This window comes from Flavobacterium pallidum (genome assembly GCF_003097535.1).
In the GTDB taxonomy this organism is placed as follows: domain Bacteria; phylum Bacteroidota; class Bacteroidia; order Flavobacteriales; family Flavobacteriaceae; genus Flavobacterium; species Flavobacterium pallidum.
In genome coordinates this window covers 3,482,822-3,499,267 of the sequence record NZ_CP029187.1, presented here as the reverse complement: position 1 = coordinate 3,499,267, position 16,446 = coordinate 3,482,822, and the positions used below count along the sequence as shown (strand labels likewise).

General features: G+C 43.6%; 14 protein-coding genes. 4 read left to right on the top strand and 10 right to left on the bottom strand.

Going from position 1 to position 16,446, the window contains the following annotated elements; translation table 11 throughout:
* Positions 1–38: 38 nt before the first annotated feature.
* Complete coding sequence (locus tag HYN49_RS14885) at positions 39–770, top strand: CREC-EF hand family protein (RefSeq protein WP_108904854.1); 732 nt, start codon at positions 39–41, stop codon at positions 768–770.
* 560 nt (positions 771–1,330) lie between these two features.
* Here the strand turns inward: HYN49_RS14885 and HYN49_RS14880 are convergent.
* From HYN49_RS14880 to HYN49_RS14845, 9 genes are all read right to left on the bottom strand, one after another.
* Positions 1,331–2,677 carry a di-heme oxidoreductase family protein gene (locus HYN49_RS14880; RefSeq protein ID WP_317045849.1) on the bottom strand — a complete coding sequence of 449 codons (1,347 nt, stop codon included), beginning with the start codon at positions 2,675–2,677 and terminating at the stop codon, positions 1,331–1,333.
* 76 nt (positions 2,678–2,753) lie between these two features.
* Entirely contained in the window at positions 2,754–3,839 is a 1,086-nt protein-coding gene (locus HYN49_RS14875; RefSeq protein WP_108904852.1) for an imelysin family protein, read from the bottom strand.
* A gap of 18 nt (positions 3,840–3,857) precedes the next feature.
* Positions 3,858–5,210, bottom strand: coding sequence for a porin (locus HYN49_RS14870; RefSeq protein WP_108904851.1), 1,353 nt, complete (start codon positions 5,208–5,210; stop codon positions 3,858–3,860).
* Between the two features lie 201 nt (positions 5,211–5,411).
* A complete protein-coding gene (locus HYN49_RS14865) occupies positions 5,412–6,113 on the bottom strand; it encodes a DUF2971 domain-containing protein (RefSeq protein WP_108904850.1) in 702 nt (233 codons plus the stop codon).
* 1 nt (position 6,114) lies between these two features.
* Positions 6,115–6,291, bottom strand: a complete 177-nt coding sequence (locus HYN49_RS15205; protein WP_181368975.1) for a hypothetical protein — start codon at positions 6,289–6,291, stop codon at positions 6,115–6,117.
* Positions 6,292–6,301: 10 nt separating this feature from the next.
* Positions 6,302–8,134: an ABC transporter ATP-binding protein gene (locus HYN49_RS14860; RefSeq protein WP_108904849.1), complete on the bottom strand. Its 1,833-nt coding sequence runs from the start codon at positions 8,132–8,134 to the stop codon at positions 6,302–6,304.
* Positions 8,135–9,856: a phospho-sugar mutase gene (locus HYN49_RS14855; protein ID WP_108904848.1), complete on the bottom strand. Its 1,722-nt coding sequence runs from the start codon at positions 9,854–9,856 to the stop codon at positions 8,135–8,137.
* Positions 9,857–9,963: 107 nt separating this feature from the next.
* Complete coding sequence (locus HYN49_RS14850) at positions 9,964–10,923, bottom strand: glycosyltransferase family 2 protein (RefSeq protein ID WP_108904847.1); 960 nt, start codon at positions 10,921–10,923, stop codon at positions 9,964–9,966.
* Positions 10,923–11,453, bottom strand: coding sequence for a DUF4199 domain-containing protein (locus tag HYN49_RS14845; protein ID WP_108904846.1), 531 nt, complete (start codon positions 11,451–11,453; stop codon positions 10,923–10,925). Before HYN49_RS14845 ends, HYN49_RS14850 begins: the two co-directional genes overlap by 1 nt.
* A 231-nt stretch (positions 11,454–11,684) precedes the next feature.
* On the opposite strand from HYN49_RS14845, the gene HYN49_RS14835 reads away from it, so the two are divergent.
* Both HYN49_RS14835 and HYN49_RS14830 read left to right on the top strand, forming a co-directional pair.
* Complete coding sequence (locus HYN49_RS14835; protein ID WP_108904844.1) at positions 11,685–11,936, top strand: type B 50S ribosomal protein L31; 252 nt, start codon at positions 11,685–11,687, stop codon at positions 11,934–11,936.
* A 111-nt stretch (positions 11,937–12,047) separates the two neighbouring features.
* Complete coding sequence (locus tag HYN49_RS14830) at positions 12,048–13,223, top strand: GlmU family protein (protein ID WP_108904843.1); 1,176 nt, start codon at positions 12,048–12,050, stop codon at positions 13,221–13,223.
* Between the two features lie 113 nt (positions 13,224–13,336).
* Here the strand turns inward: HYN49_RS14830 and HYN49_RS14825 are convergent, their stop codons facing one another.
* Entirely contained in the window at positions 13,337–14,944 is a 1,608-nt protein-coding gene (locus HYN49_RS14825; protein WP_108904842.1) for an ABC transporter substrate-binding protein, read from the bottom strand.
* 164 nt (positions 14,945–15,108) lie between these two features.
* On the opposite strand from HYN49_RS14825, the gene mtaB reads away from it, so the two are divergent.
* Positions 15,109–16,434 (top strand): tRNA (N(6)-L-threonylcarbamoyladenosine(37)-C(2))-methylthiotransferase MtaB, encoded by a 1,326-nt coding sequence (gene mtaB / locus HYN49_RS14820; protein WP_108904841.1) that lies wholly within the window; start codon positions 15,109–15,111, stop codon positions 16,432–16,434.
* Positions 16,435–16,446: the final 12 nt, after the last annotated feature.

Here is a 16,446-nt window from a genome sequence, read left to right as displayed (position 1 = left end):
TGAAAATGGTATATTTGATATCCTTATAAATTATGCATATGAAATTCACACCAAGATATATCGCACTGGGGTTATTATTCCTGGCGGCCGCCTGTAAAGAAAATGAGCCCGAGAAGCCAAAGGTCACGTATACCGACAATAACAAAGGAAAACAGGCGGAGGTAAAATCCGATTCGTCCCAGATCAAGATTGCCGACCTCCCCATCCAGATGGAGGGCACCAAATACCTGATCCACCCCATCGGCGATTACAGGATTTACGAAGGGCGGTCCAAGACGGCTGCCAATTCATCGGCTGCGGAGCGTGTGAGCTTTTCTGTTTCGAATTACAACCTTTTTGAAATCACAGGATTTCTGCAAAACCTGAAATTCCAGCACATCGATTCTACCACAATCCGTCCACTGGCCACAAAACCCGTGTGCATCCAGACCGCAGCCTACCTGAATACCGTTGCGGCAAAATCCAGGCTGCAGCTGATGGTCTATTCATTGTCTGATATGGACACCAACAAAGACGGCAGGCTCGATGCCAGCGATATCAAGACCTTATACATCAGCGACATCAGCGGGACTAGGTTTACAAAGCTTTCGGGCGATTTCCAGGAACTCATCGACTGGAATGTGGTCGAGTCAAAGAACCGCCTGTATTTCCGTACTATTGAGGACACCAACAAGAACGGTGAATTTGACAAGGACGATGTCGTAAAATACCATTTCGTAGACCTGATGACAAAGGAATGGAAACCTGAGAATTACGATCCTGTAAATTAACACGGCAACAACCCTAATAATCAAAACCTTTCAGTTATTTTCTGGAAGGTTTTTTTTATCACCTGCAGCAGGAGGCAAACTTAAATGACCATCGGAATTTTGCGAAAAATTGTCCATGGTTATTTTACCACATAGTCATATAGTAAAGCCTATGTATCATGTAGTTGATAAATTAAAAAGCAGACAATTTTTTTACACAGTAAAGCCTGAAAATTCTGCATTGTTATAAAATTCCTGACAATCAATTAAAAATACGTAATATATACTCGTTTTTACGTAATAGAACGTCCCGGTTACGAAATCACCTATTGCCATTACGTAATAGAACATTGCCTTTACGAAATCACTTACCGTTGTTACGCAATAGAACGTCGCTGTTACGAAATCACCTGTTTCCGTTACGTAATAGCATATCGTGCTTACGTAATAGATACATTTTTATGGATCTCGTCCTGCTGCGGCAGCATGTATTCGCCGGGTGATTGACATAAGGAAGCCTGCTTAAGCCCTTCGTTGATACGTGAAGCAAAAAAAAATCCGGTGAATGCCGGATTTTCTTTTTATAATGAATTGATAAATTCCAGTAAGTCGCTGCGCTGTTTCGCGTTGAGGTTCTTGTATTTGTTTTTGGAATTTTCTGCCTCTCCACCATGCCACAGGATGGCTTCCTCGATGTTTTTTGCGCGGCCGTCATGCAGGAAATCGGTGTGGCCGTTCACGAGGTTCGTCAGCCCGATGCCCCAAAGCGGGCGTGTTTTCCATTCGGTGCCCGTTGCCATAAAATCCGGACGGTTGTCTGCCAGGCCTTCCCCCATATCATGCAGGAGTAAATCGGTGTAAGGAAAGAAAGTCTGATTTGACAGCGCGGCAACCGATGCATTGCCGGTAACCTGCTTGGGCACGTGGCATTTGGCACAATCCAGTTGTGCAAAGAGTTTCGCGCCGTTTTTTACTTCCTTCTTATCGGTATTCCGTGCAGCAGGCACGCCAAGGGTTTTGCAGTAAAGCGCCACTTTTTCAAGCGTCTCCATAGATACTTCAGGTTCAGTGCCAGGTATGCCGCCATTGGTTTGCCCATGGCCGGATTCCAACGTAAAAATAGGATTGGTAATCCCCATATCTTCCACATAAGCCCCGGCACATTGCACAATCACGCTGGCAGTATTAGCTTTCCATCCGAAACGGCCGAGTTCCGTCTGATGCGTGAATGGATTCCATACAAAATTGGCCTTTCCTGAAATCCCATCGCCATCGGCATCATTGATGTCCTGCAGTGCAGTGATGTTTGCTTCAGGCACTTCTTCCAATAATCCCAATCCGAAAATCGGGGTGCCCAACCTCGTGGAAAGCATCACCCCGGCAGGAAGCGGGATATACGTGTCAGTTAATGTAATGTCAGGTTTCCTTAGCGTTATTGTGGTACCGTCGGCAAAAGTCTCCGTTTTGGTTGTATAAGTAACGATATATTCCGCCTCAGGAGTGTATCCGCTGATGGCACGGTTTTGTATCTGCAATCCGAATCCCGGAACAGCCACAGGCCCGCCATGCTCGTCTGTGCCGAAGATACTGGCGCGCATCAATAATCCGTTAGCCGAATTTACATTGGTCGGATGTTTAGCGCGCCCATCACGCGGATGGCAATTGATGCAGGCAGAATTGTTATAAATGCTACCTAAGCCAGGATTGACCTGTGCCGGAGCAGTCACAAAACTGGCTTCGAAAAGCAAATCCCCTATGAAATGATTGTCAGTTTCCGCCGCCGTAAGGTTAGGGGCGGGGCTGCTGAAGGCATTCGTGGTGGTGGAGAAAATAGTGGTTTCGCCGCCGGCATTGATGCGTTCAGTCAAATCGATGTTTTCATAGTCACTGTCATGGTCTTCTGAACAGGAAGTTAAAGCTAGTGACAATAAAAGGATTGGATACAGTTTTCGAATCATTTTGCAAATTGAAAAGTGGCAAGCCCCGGAAGGAGCTTCCCTGGTTTTACTGTAAGTTAGTGATCAGCGGTTGCAGTTGGCTTTCCAGGAGTGTCTTGAGTTCGTTCACTTTGGTTTGCGCATTTTGTACTGCAGTCCTGTTGTTTGTGATGGCATTGGTGAAAGTACCCGGAATGGCATCAATAGCGCTGATAGCGTCAGCAATTTTGGTCTTGATGGTATTATCAAGGGTTGGATTTACAAGAGAAACGACATCGGTAAGGCCTTTGCCTGTCGCACCATTAAAGTCACCACTGTAAATATTCTGGATGCTGCGGATGTTGTTTGCAAAATCCAGTTTAGAGTTGTTGCTGAAGCGTGACTCTTCTGCTTCGGGTTTTGGAGCGTTGCCGTTCCCGTTCAAAGGCTCTTCGATTTTTCCTGTGGCCACTTCGGTTGCGATACCGGAAAGCCCTTGCGAAATCTCATCCAAAGCTGCTTTTTGCGAAGGGTATACACTTCCAGTGCCACCTGCGTTAGAGAAATTGGCCGCATAATTGCCACCGCCTGTTTTCCAGGCATCGTATAGTTTTTGAGTGTTTTGCTGTAAATCATCTGCAGCCGCTTTCAGGAATTCCACTTCCCTTGCAGTGATATCCGCTGCTGCTTTGTTGCTGTTGATGCCCCAGATGAAATATTCGATAGTATGGAAACCGCGCGCATCATCATTGGTGGCTAAAGAACTTGCCGTAATGGCAGCACCGTTGTTTTTGATTACCTCGATCGCAGCCACATCCACTGGCCATGAATCTATTGCAGGATCTACTACTTCCTCGATTCCTACCGGTCCGTAAAGAAAACTTTCAGACTGTTCCCACGGTGCGCGTGTAGCCTGCCAGGCCGCCTTAACCGCTTCAAGCTGGTTTTCAGTTACAGGGAATGTCATGGCATTTATTGCCGCTTTCAGCGCAGTGGCTTTGGTATTCAGTTCGTCGTAAGTCTCAACAATGACGTTATTTGCGACGTTTGTAAGGACTTCATCATATAAAGCGCCGTTCGGGTTTTCTATAGTGCCATCGTTGTTATTGCTGCAATTTACAAAAGCTGCAGAAGCCATTGCAAACATCGCCAGGGTGAAGATTCTTTTTTTCATAATAAAAATAGTTTGTTATTAAAATACGTATGAGATTCCTGTTGAAAATGTGTTTTCTTTTTGCCTTTCACCCGTGAACAGCAGTGTGGATGGGTTGACATTCTGCGAGCCCAGCCTGCGGTTCGAGTATTGTGCCTTTACGATAATCTGCGGAAGCACGTACCAGTTCACCCCGCCGGTGATGGAACTTCTTTCCCAGCGCGGATTGTCGACCACATTGCCTTCCACGTTGCGCATCGTGTCATAATAATCGTAGCGCACGAACGGGTAGATGTATCTTCTTGTTTTTGGCTCCCAGAAGTGCCTTAAGTCGTAGCCCGCTTCCGCAGAAAAACCGATCATGTTTTTGGCAACGGGAGTGCGTTTTACACCTAAAGTATTGGATAGGCTGGCGTTCCTCCTGGACACGATATCTGAATTTTCCAAATCGCCGAAAAGAAAAATGGAATTGAACCTTAAATAGTTCTGGTCGTAAGTGACGTGTACCTCACCCATCTTGACGTAGGCAGTTTCCTTCATATCGTTCTTCGGGCGGTTGGCTGCGGCATCGTTTACATAACCCGCTATCCCGACGTAGTTTTTACCGCTTCTTCCAAATTTATAATCGAGGCGCCCCATGAATGCGAAGGACTCTGCATTGGCCATTTCAAAACGCTGCTGGTAACCATCCTTGATCCATCCGCGCGAGCTGAAGCCGGTTGCGTCGAGTCCGCCGGTAATGGAAAAACGGTATTCGAACTTATTTTTGTAAAAATTCCCGCTGAACTCAATCCCGTTTTCGTACCACCCCAATGGTAAGATTTCATTCTCCATTTCAGGACGGTGCGTTGTGAAATAATCATCTGGATCGTCGAGGCTTTGTGCAAGCCCGAACATGACCTTTACGCGCCCTGCACGGATGGTAAAGGCAGGAGTAATGCCAAATTCAATGTAAGCCTGCTCTACTTTTACTTCACCGCCGGCTTCAATTTCAGATTCGTATTCCCCGAATTCCTCCTGGGTGTCGAGCTCCAGCGTCGAGCCGGTACCGTTGTGTTCGAATTCAATTTCGGACTGGAAACGGATCCATCTGTTGTATTGGTAACCGAGGTACAGGTTCAGCCTTTCCGCGTCGAGCTTGTCCTTCAGGTTCCTGTCCGTGTCATAATTGTAGTTGTAGTAATTGACCACGCCATAGCCATTGAGGTCAAATTTCCCCCAGTTGAATACCGATAAATTTTCGTTGGCGATCTCTTTCTTAACTTCAGCTTTGAGCTCTTCTTTTAATTCCTTTTTGATTTCCTCCTTAAGTTTTTGACGGTCAATTTCCTGTTGGGTTTGGGCATGGGAGGCGAAGGCGAAGAGCAATAAAAACAAATAAATGTTTTTCATTTTATTTAGACTGTTTAAGAATAGGGTGCAAATGTAGAAAAAACTTTACATACGCAAAAGCTTATAAGAAAGATTATTTTAGGAAAAATTTCGCGAAATGTTTTGGGAGGAAGTGCGCTTAGCCCGGATGGGAGCGGCATCCTTTTGAGCCGGGGTTCGGCACAAAAGATATAGCGGACAGCCGGAATAGCTCATGAAAATTCAAATCAAAATCTCGCTCTCCAAATCCGATTTTTCAATATCAAAATTGAAGCCCAGGCGATTTACCAGTTCGATGACGAGGTTTTTGTACCAGTTTTCCGATTTCGGGTGGATGTAGATTTTTTCGATGAGTTTGCAGATGTCGATGTCGATCTTCACGCCGTTATCGATTTTCATGCTGTAAGGTGTCATGTCGGAAATGATGCGGACTTCACGCTCATACTGGAAACTTTTCCGCTTAAATAAAAACGGGAAGAACGCATTTTCAAACGGGATGTATTCTTTTTTGTAATCGATATAATTCACTTCGCCGATATGCTGTTCGTAGTCTTTTTCTTCGGATAGCGATTCCTGCAGTCTTCCCAGGGTCGATTGTATGGCAAGGCCTTCGCTTTTCTGGGTAAAGATCTGCCACATCGCAAACGATTCGTATTCATTGATATGCCAGCTGCTGATGACCACCTGCTGCCGGTGGATTTTGTAATAATCAAGGAATTCCGGGTTGTTGATCGAGAGTTTCCGGATTTCCTCGAAGGTGGGTTCGCTGAAAGTACCTTCATATTGGTCCTCGAATTTATCGGAACGCGACATGAACAGTTTTTTGTAAAGCAGCAAATCGACGAATTTCGACAAATCAAGGTATTTCCATACTACCGTTTCCGGATCGTCTGGCAACTTGATATTGTCGTCATGGATGTACATTTTAAAAGGCTTTAGGGAATTTCATCGAATATTGGCCGGCATAAAATGCAATCAATACCCAGATGACAATGTACTTCTGGAAATAATCCCACGCCGCGCCTCCGAAAAGGTAGTCGCTTAAAATCAATATACCAGTAAAAATGATGATAAATAGCATTCCGAAATATTCCCTTTTCATAGATTGTCTTTTAGGATTCAAAACTTTGCATTTCAACCAGTTTCTTATAAATACCGTTGTACAGCATCAACTCTTCGTGTTTGCCCATTTCGACAATCTGTCCTTTTTGCATGACAACGATGACATCTGCTTTCTGGATGGTCGAAAGCCTGTGTGCAATAACTACCGAAGTGCGGTGCTGCATCATATTTTCCAAAGCCACCTGTACGAATTTTTCGCTTTCGGTGTCCAATGCGGACGTAGCTTCATCCAATATCATGATCGGCGGATTCTTCAGCACGGCGCGCGCAATACTCAGCCTTTGTTTCTGCCCGCCTGACAATTTATTTCCACTGTCGCCGATGTTCGTATGGATGCCTTCCGGCAAATCCTTTACGAACTCATAGGCGTTGGCGATTTTCAGGGCTTCAATGACATCTTCGTCAGTGGCATCCAGTTTTCCAAGGCGTATGTTATCTTTAATGGTGCCATTGAACATGATGCTGTCCTGTGTCACCAGTCCGGTAAGGCCACGTAATGACTGCATCGTGACATCTTTAATGTTGTGTCCGTCGATCAGGATTTCGCCTTGCTGGACATCATAAAAACGCGTCAGCAGATTGGCAATGGTGCTTTTTCCGCTTCCGGATTGCCCTACCAATGCGACAGTTTTCCCTTTGGGGATGGTAAGCGAAAAATCCTTTAAAACGGTCTCTTTTTCGTAAGAAAAATTGATATTCTTCAATTGGATTTCATGCCCGAAATCCTGTAAGGCAATCGCATCAGGTTTGTCTGTGATGGAATTTTCCACTTCAAGGACCTCAAAGACCCTTTCGGCAGCGGCAAGGCCATTTTTCACCTGATAAGATGCTTTGGATATGGATTTTGCGGGTGTAAGGATGTTGTAAGCCAGCGCAATGTAAGCTATAAACAATTCGCCATCCAAAGATTTATCAACCAATACGAGGTTACCGCCATAAAAAAGCAAAATCGAAATCACGATGATGCCCAGGAATTCCGACATGGGCGAAGCCAGGTTGTTTTTCTTCCCGATGCTGTTGGTGATCCTGTAAAGTCGGTTGATGGAATCGTTAAAAGTCGTCGTGAAATAATGCTCCGCATTGTAGCCTTTTACGACCTTCAATCCAGAAAGTGTCTCCTCGACTACTGAAATCAGGTGTCCGTTTTCCTGTTGTGCCTTTGCGGATTTGCTTTTAAGCGACTTTCCGATTTTTGAAATTACAAATCCGGAAATCGGGATGAATATAAACACAAACAATGTGAGTTTCCAACTGATATTAATCATGGCAATCAACGAAAACAGGATGGTCAGCGGTTCTTTTACGATAAGTTCCAAAACCATGAAAAATGAATTTTGTACTTCGTTCACGTCACCGAGCATGCGCGCCATCACATCGCCTTTCCGCTTCTCAGAATAATAAGGTACGGGAAGCTCGATGATTTTTTTGAACATTTTTTCGCGTAAGTCCCGAAGCACGCCGGTTTTGACTTTTGTCAGGTGCTGCAATCCAAGATATCCGAAAAGGTTCTTGAAAAGAAACGTAATGATCACCAAAGAAACCGTCAGCAGCAATGCATAATTTGGATCGTATTTGCTCGATAAATAGTTTACATAATAAAAAAGCGTATCATTCAGGTAGGTGTCAATATGCAGTAATCCATTGTATTCAGGCAATTGTGTTACTTTTTCCCCGTGACCGAAAAGTACTTTCAGCACCGGAAAAATCATCACCATACCAATCGTCCCGAAAAGCGCATATAAAATGTTGTGGATGATATTCCAAACTACATTCGCCTTGTACTTTTTCGCAAAAGGGATAATCTTTTTTATATTTTCATCCATCTATTGTATCCCTAAATCGGAAATGATATTTTTTATTTTGGCATCAAGCTGTTTTTCCGCTTCCGCAAAATCGTCTGTGCTGGAAATTTCAGCATTCACGCTGATGTAGAATTTGATTTTCGGCTCGGTTCCCGAAGGCCTGGCTGCAATTTTCGCACCGTCTTCGGTATAATAGATCAATACGTCTGATTTTGGGATGGACATCGTTTCAGCTTCACCTGTGAGCAGGTTTTTGGCTGTTGAGTTTTTGTAATCCTCCACGACAATTACCCTTTCACCGTTAATCTCCTGCACCGGGTTGTTGCGCATATTGACCATCATGCGGTTGATTTCCGCCAATCCTTCAATGCCCTTTTTCGTCAGCGACACCAAATGTTCTTTGTAAAACCCGAAATCGACATACATCTGTAACAATTCCTTGTAAACTGAACTGTCCTTGGCTTTTGCCAATGCTGCGATTTCACAAACCAGTAATGTTGCTGCCACAGCATCTTTATCACGAACCGCATCACCTACCATAAACCCGAAACTTTCCTCGCCACCACCAATAAACAGCAATTCGGGAAAATCCTTGATCATTTTGGCAATCCATTTGAAACCGGTCAGCCCCACCTTGCATTCCACGCCATATGCGCTGCCCAGTTCCATCATCATCGGGGTGGAAACAATCGTAGACCCTATGAATTGCTTTCCGTTGATTTTCCCGGCTTTCCGCCATTGCTCTAAAAGGAAATGCGTCATCAGCACCATCGTCTGGTTTCCGTTCAGCAATATCATCCTGCCGTCATTGTTACGCACGGCAACACCGAGTCGGTCACAATCCGGGTCGGTTCCCACAACAATATCGGCATTTAATTTATCGGCCAGGGCCAAAGCCATCGTCAAAGCTTCGGGCTCTTCGGGATTCGGGGATTTTACAGTAGGGAAATCGCCATTTGGAACGGCCTGCTCCGGAACGATATGCACGTTTTTATACCCTGCACTTTCCAAAACGCCCGGAACTGCGGTGATTGACGTACCGTGTAAAGGCGTAAATACAATCTGCAGCGCGTCCTTTGCCTCCTGCGGTGTATTGAAACTGGCATTTTCGATAGAGGATTTCTTAAATGCCTCATCCACTTCGTGATCAATATATTCAATCAGATCGTTGTTTGCTTCAAATTTAATAGCGCCGTATTCCGTAGCCTCGATCACTTTGATGATTTCGCCATCCTGCGGTGGCACAAGCTGCCCGCCATCTTCCCAATATACTTTATAGCCGTTATATTCCGGTGGATTGTGCGAGGCAGTCAATACAATTCCAGCCTGGCATTTCAGGTATTTCAATGCAAACGACAATTCAGGTGTCGGCCTTAATTCTGAAAAAAGGTATACTTTGATGCCATTCGCAGAAAAAACATCCGCAACGGTCTTTGCCAAAGTATCACTGTTGTGACGGCAATCATAAGCAATCGCCACTTTTAGTTCCCTTCCCGCAAAAACACTGTGCATATAATCCGAAAGTCCCTGCGTGTTTTTTCCTAAAGTGTATTTATTGATGCGGTTGGTACCCACACCCATTACGCCGCGCATCCCGCCGGTCCCGAATTCCAGGTTTTTGTAAAAACTTTCTTCGAGTTCCTTTGGCGAATCCGCGATCATTTTTTTGATGGCTTCCTGAGTCGCATTGTCAAAAACGGGCGTGAGCCATTCGTTTGCCTTGTCTAAGATTTGTTTGTCCATTGTATTTTTATTTTTTTGGAGCCGTTCCCGCTTTCCGCTGTATCTTTTTCCTGTTAAAGGAACAGGAAAAAGGATGCCGCTTCAATCGGGGCTAAGCGTTCCCCGTCTTATTGTAAATTCAGTGTTTCAGATATCTTGTACCGTCCTTCATTGCTTTTCGTACGCAAGATAATCTCGCCCAAAAATCCCGCGAGAAACAATTGCGTTCCGATAATCATTGTTGCCAGCGCGATATAAAACCACGGGTTTTCTGTTACCAAAACCGTCGGTTTGTGATTGTATAAACGAATTAACTTATTGATTCCGATAAATCCCGCGGCAAGAAATCCAATGATAAACATCATCGATCCCAGCGCCCCGAAAAGGTGCATCGGGCGTTTGCCGAACCGTGATAAAAACCAAATCGTAATCAAATCCAGGAAACCGTTGATGAACCGGTCCATCCCGAATTTCGTCTCGCCATATTTCCGGGCCTGGTGCTTCACGACTTTTTCCCCGATTTTCCCGAATCCGGCATTCTTTGCCAGAACAGGGATGTAACGGTGCATTTCGCCGGAAACTTCAATGTTCTTTACGACTACTTTTTTATAGGCTTTCAATCCGCAGTTGAAATCATTTAATTGTACGCCGGAAGTTTTCCTTGCGGCCCAGTTGAATAACTTCGACGGTAAATTTTTTGAAACCACAGAATCATACCTTTTCTTCTTCCAACCAGAAACCAGGTCGAATTTTTGCTTGACAATCATGTCATACAATTCCGGGATTTCTTCAGGATTGTCCTGTAAATCGGCATCCATAGTGATGATGACATCGCCTTCAGCTTTGGCGAAACCGGCATGCAACGCCTGTGATTTCCCGAAATTCGTAAGGAAACGGATGCCTTTCACTTCCGGGTTTTCAGAAGATAATTTTTCAATGATTTCCCAGGAACGATCCGTGCTTCCATCATCGATAAAAACGACTTCGTATGAGAAATGGTGCGATTTCATCACGGTGACAATCCATTTGTGGAGTTCCACGAGTGATTCTTCCTCGTTCAGGAGCGGTATGACGACGGAAATATTCATTAAATTAAGGCTCTTTTATTTCGGATTACTAATGCCGCAAGGAACCCGAACAGGCAATCCCGCAGTAAATACAATATGGATGGCGTGATGACTTCTTTTACGGAAAACGGATCGTAGGCTGGCCACGCTTTGGTCATTTTTTCCTTGTCGGCTTCGGGAGCCAGGTTTTGCTTCATCAGGTTCAGGTTGAACGCATACATTTCCTGTTTCATCGAAACCTTCGTTTCAGGAGTCAGCATGAATGAAGTCACGAACACAGCAAACACACACTGCATGGCGTGGGCAATGAAAATAGTAAGGAAATAAGTAGCGAATGCCTCCCTGAAAGTGATAAATCCTCCCAGTTTTTTCCGGACGATAATGCCTGCAACGGTTCCGAAAAGCACGATGACCAGCAAAGTTAACATACCGACAACCACATTGTTAAACCAACTCAAGTCCTTAAAATAAATATAGGCCGACAATAAGATTAATAATGTTCCTAAAGCAATTCCGAATTGTAATCCGGTCTTCTTGACGATTGCAGTCATTGGTGTTTTGTGGTTTTAATCTGCAAATATAATAATTCCGCTGCTCACAGCCGAAAAAAACAGGAAGGCATATTATTCAAAAAAATAAACGCAACAGTTTGTTTATTAAAAAATAATTGTAAATTTGCAGGCTTAAAATAATAAAGTAAACAAAAAGCTGTTCGGCGTTTATACCTTCTAAAAATGGAAGCCGCAAAACAAAAAACAGCCATTAAAGTAAAATAATTTACCATGAAAAAAGGAATCCACCCGGAAAATTACAGATTAGTTGCTTTTAAAGACATGTCAAATGACGAGGTTTTTATCACTAAATCTACAGCTGACACAAGAGAAACGATCACTCACGAAGGTGTTGAATACCCAGTAGTGAAAATGGAGATCTCAAGAACTTCTCACCCTTTTTACACAGGTAAATCCAAACTTATCGATACTGCAGGACGCATCGACAAGTTCAAAACCAAGTACGCAAAACACATTAAATAATCTTTACGTGTTTCAAAATAAAGTAAAGCCTTCCATTTGGGAGGCTTTTTTATTTTCACCTCCGGAAAAACTTTGCTACTTTGGTACTCTGTAACCTTGCTACCTATAAACATGAACTATATTCTTTTTGACGGCACGGTCCGTAACGCTTTACTTCCATTTACATTTACAAGGCCTGTGGCTGATATCCGTGTTGGAATCCTGACTATTCGTGAGAAGTGGGAAAAATATTTAGGTTCAACAACGACAACTCTGACGGAAGAATATCTGTCAGAAAAATTCCCAATGGTGGAAATGGAAGAAAACGTGATGATCAATGCCTCTTTTCTGCCAAATGATGTTTTGGCGGAAATGGTAAACAGCCTCGAGCCGAAACAAGCCATATTTAAAGGAGAAGAAGTCATCGCTTTCTTTACGCAGGATACGCAGGAAGAAGTCGATTTTGATGCTTATGAGATTATTGAGTACAGCGATGATTGCCTTACTATTGCCAAACCGTGGGATATTTTTGCGAAGAATGACGCGGCGCTGCGGGAAGATTTTGAATTGATTACCGAAGACCGAAAGTCGGCACCCATTCCGCAAAGCGTGAATGTTATTGCTGCCGAAAATATTTTTATCGAAGAAGGAGCGAAATTGGAATTTGTAACCTTAAATGCATCAACCGGACCAATTTATATCGGGAAAAATTCCGAAATCATGGAAGGTTCGGTAATCCGCGGGCCGTTTGCACTTTGCGAAGGCGCTCAGGTGAAACTGGCGACGAAAGTATATGGCGCAACAACAGTTGGTCCTTTTTCAAGAATTGGCGGTGAAGTGAGCAATTCCGTTTTATTTGCCTATTCCAACAAAGGGCATGATGGATTTTTAGGCAATTCGGTGTTGGGTGAATGGTGTAATCTAGGTGCCGACACGAACAATTCCAACCTTAAAAATAATTATGAAGAAGTAAAACTGTGGAGTTATGAAACGGAAGGTTTTGCTAAAACCGGACTCCAATTCTGCGGTCTGATGATGGGTGACCACAGTAAATGTGGGATCAATACGATGTTCAATACGGGAACGGTTGTAGGCGTAAGCAGCAATATTTTCGGAAGCGGATTCCCGCGCAATTTTGTCCCGAGTTTCTCCTGGGGCGGCGCATCCGGGTTTACAACGTACATTACCAAAAAAGCTTTTGAGACTGCAAGAATCGTCATGTCACGCCGCAATGTAGAATTCGATGAAAAAGAAGCGCGGATTTTAGAGCATGTTTTTGAGGAAACTAAAAAGTGGCGGAAGGAGTAATTAGAAAATGTGATAATTAGAAAATTGTATAGGAACTAATAATATATCCTTTGATAAGGATGTCGCATTTCTACGAATCCTGGCATTATCATATTATTTAATTTTCACATTTTCTAATTAATTTTCTTCACTTTTTTCAAAGACACAAGATTCAACGGATTAATACCCAATCCCTGCACATTTTTCAAGGTAAAGCGTGCTACTTTATCGTAAAACAAAGGAATTACTGGTGCTTCATCAATGACAAGCTTATCCATTTTTTCGTAAAGTGCGTAACGTTTTTCGTTATGGGTTTCTTTTGATGCCAGTTCGTAAAGGCGGTCAAATTCAGCGTTTTTGAAATGAGTGTAATTCGGGCCGTCCGGGGCGAAGTTCTTGCTGTAGAAAAGCGACAGGTAATTCTCGGCATCAGGATAATCCGCAATCCAGCTCGCGCGGAAAAAATAAACTTTTCCTGTGGAGATGGCGGTTCTTAAGGTGGCCGGCGGACTTACGTCAACTTCGACATTCAATCCGGTTTTTTGCCACTCGCGTTGCAGGAATTCACCAATATCTATATAAGAAGCGTTTGTGCTTAAAGTGATTTTTGGATTTTTATCACCGGTAGATTTTTTATAATCGGCGACCAATTGTCTCGCTTTCTCCAGATTATAATCATAACCTTTAATGTTATTGAAGCCAGGAAGCCCTGCTGGAATCATGCCGTTTACTGCAGGAATTCCCATATTATTCCGCAAATACAAAAGCATTTTGCTGCGGTCAAAACCATAATTCAGTGCCTGGCGGATGCGTTTGTCCAAAACGGCTTTGTCTGAACCATCCATCCGGAAACCAAGATATTCCGTGTTGAGGTATGGACTGGTAACGAGGTTAACTTTGTCTTTATATTTGGGCTGAAGCTGCCCTTTTTGTGTAAGGATTTCATTTGTGTAAGAAGGATCTAGGCCTGAAGTAAAATCAATATTGCCCTGAACGAATTGCAGGAAACCACTTTGCCGGTCGGGAAGGAATGTAATGGCAACGGCTTCGAGATAGGGGAGGCGGACACCGTTTTCATCTTTTTCGAAATAGATTGGGTTTTTGCGCAATACCAATTTGACGTTTTCTTCCCAAAGTTTAAACCGGAAAGGGCCTGTGCCGACGGGATGTGAACGGAAATCACTTCCATAAAACGCAACAGCTTCTTTAGGGACTACGGAAGCATATTTCATTGCAAGCAAACCTAAAAATGCCGGAAAAGCTTTTGTCAGTTTGATTTCAAAAACGGAATCGCTTACGGTTTTGAGGTTTTCGACGTTTTGCATAATCCAGCTTCCTGGCGAGGCGACTTTTTCGTCGGTCAGTCTTTTCAGGCTGTATTCAAAATCGGAGGCTTTGACGGTACGCGTTGAATCTTTGCCAAAAGCAACATCCTTATGGAAATACACATCGTTGCGTAATGTAAAAGTATAGGTTTTTCCGTCTTCAGAAATCTGCCATGATTTAGCTATATCAGGCTGGATGTGGAGGCTGTCGTCGAGCTGTACCAGTCCGTTATACAATTGATTACAAGGCCAGATCATCGCCTGGTTTTTTGAAAAAGCAGGATCAAGCGAGCTGATCGTGGCGATTTCGTTATATCGGAAAACGAGAGGATCTTTTTTGGAGTTGTCGGTTTTACTGCAGGCGAAAAACGTTAAAGTGATACAAAATATTGATATGTAACGGATTATAAATTTCATCAAACCGATTTTTGTGTGTAAATTTGCAGGCTTTTTAAAGCGTTGTAAATATACTAAAATAGGTCTGCAAAACGTCAATTTTTGCAGGTACTGCGTGAGGGATTGAGGCAAGGTACCGCGTACCGCCGAAAGCCCGACCCGCAGGGGCACGCCCAACAGAAAATATGGAAAAGAAAAAAGTCGCTTTTTATACTTTAGGCTGTAAACTGAATTTTTCGGAGACATCGACTATTGCCCGGAGTTTTCAGGACGAAGGTTTTGAGCGTGTTGATTTTGAGGAAGTTGCAGATATTTATGTAATCAATACCTGTTCTGTTACTGAAAATGCCGATAAGCAGTTTAAGCAGTATGTAAAGAAAGCCATGAAGCTGAACGATAAGGCTTTTGTGGCCGCTGTGGGCTGTTATGCGCAATTGAAACCGGAGGAATTGGCGGCAGTTGATGGCGTTGACCTTGTTTTGGGTGCGACAGAAAAATTCAAGATTACAGATTATATCAACGATTTGTCCAAGAATGATATGGGTGAAGTGCATTCGTGTGAGATTGCCGAAGCTGATTTTTATGTGGGCAGTTATTCGATTGGCGACCGTACGCGTGCGTTTTTGAAAGTGCAGGATGGTTGTGATTATAAGTGTACTTATTGTACGATTCCGTTGGCGCGTGGGATTTCACGCAGCGATGCTTTGGAGAATGTGCTGAAGAATGCGAAAGAAATTTCGAAACAGAATATAAAGGAAATTGTGCTGACCGGTGTGAATATCGGCGATTATGGAAAAGGGGAGTTTGGGAACAAAAAGCACGAGCATACATTTTTAGAATTGGTGCAGGAATTGGATAAAGTCGAAGGCATTGAAAGGCTCCGTATTTCTTCCATTGAGCCAAATTTGCTCAGAAATGAAACGATTGAATTTGTTTCACAAAGCCGCACGTTTGTGCCGCATTTCCATATCCCACTGCAATCAGGAAGCAATGATATCCTGAAGAAAATGAAACGCCGTTATTTGCGTGAAGTGTATACGGAGCGGGTGAATAAAATCCGTGAAGTGATGCCGCATGCTTGTATTGGCGTGGATGTAATTGTTGGTTTTCCGGGTGAAACCGATGCCCATTTCCTGGAGACTTATCATTTCTTAAACGACCTTGATATTTCTTATTTACATGTTTTCACTTATTCTGAACGCGACAATACGGAAGCTGCTTTGATGGATGGTGTTGTTCCTGCGAATGTACGGGCGAAACGCAGCAAGATGCTACGTGGCCTTTCAGTTAAAAAACGCCGTGCCTTTTATGAAAGCCAGCTTGGGACTTCAAGAACGGTTTTATTCGAAGGGGAAAACAAGGAAGGTTATATTCATGGGTTTACGGAAAACTACGTAAAGGTGAAAACGCCATGGAATCCGGAATTAGTGAATAGTTTGCATGGAATTACGTTGACGAAGATCGATGAGGATGGTATTGTGAGGATGGAATTTAATGAAGTTTTGGTTTAAAGTTGTCTCAGC

Bases quoted from the DNA above. Each gene is read 5' to 3' on its own strand.
- HYN49_RS14855 (WP_108904848.1), bottom strand. From the start codon at position 9,856: ATGGACAAACAAATCTTAGACAAGGCAAACGAATGGCTCACGCCCGTT.
- mtaB (WP_108904841.1), top strand. From the start codon at position 15,109: ATGGAAAAGAAAAAAGTCGCTTTTTATACTTTAGGCTGTAAACTGAAT.
- HYN49_RS14850 (WP_108904847.1), bottom strand. From the start codon at position 10,923: ATGAATATTTCCGTCGTCATACCGCTCCTGAACGAGGAAGAATCACTC.
- HYN49_RS14825 (WP_108904842.1), bottom strand. From the start codon at position 14,944: ATGAAATTTATAATCCGTTACATATCAATATTTTGTATCACTTTAACG.
- HYN49_RS14845 (WP_108904846.1), bottom strand. From the start codon at position 11,453: ATGACTGCAATCGTCAAGAAGACCGGATTACAATTCGGAATTGCTTTA.
- HYN49_RS14835 (WP_108904844.1), top strand. From the start codon at position 11,685: ATGAAAAAAGGAATCCACCCGGAAAATTACAGATTAGTTGCTTTTAAA.
- HYN49_RS15205 (WP_181368975.1), bottom strand. From the start codon at position 6,291: ATGAAAAGGGAATATTTCGGAATGCTATTTATCATCATTTTTACTGGT.
- HYN49_RS14865 (WP_108904850.1), bottom strand. From the start codon at position 6,113: ATGTACATCCATGACGACAATATCAAGTTGCCAGACGATCCGGAAACG.
- HYN49_RS14860 (WP_108904849.1), bottom strand. From the start codon at position 8,134: ATGGATGAAAATATAAAAAAGATTATCCCTTTTGCGAAAAAGTACAAG.
- HYN49_RS14875 (WP_108904852.1), bottom strand. From the start codon at position 3,839: ATGAAAAAAAGAATCTTCACCCTGGCGATGTTTGCAATGGCTTCTGCA.
- HYN49_RS14885 (WP_108904854.1), top strand. From the start codon at position 39: ATGAAATTCACACCAAGATATATCGCACTGGGGTTATTATTCCTGGCG.
- HYN49_RS14830 (WP_108904843.1), top strand. From the start codon at position 12,048: ATGAACTATATTCTTTTTGACGGCACGGTCCGTAACGCTTTACTTCCA.
- HYN49_RS14870 (WP_108904851.1), bottom strand. From the start codon at position 5,210: ATGAAAAACATTTATTTGTTTTTATTGCTCTTCGCCTTCGCCTCCCAT.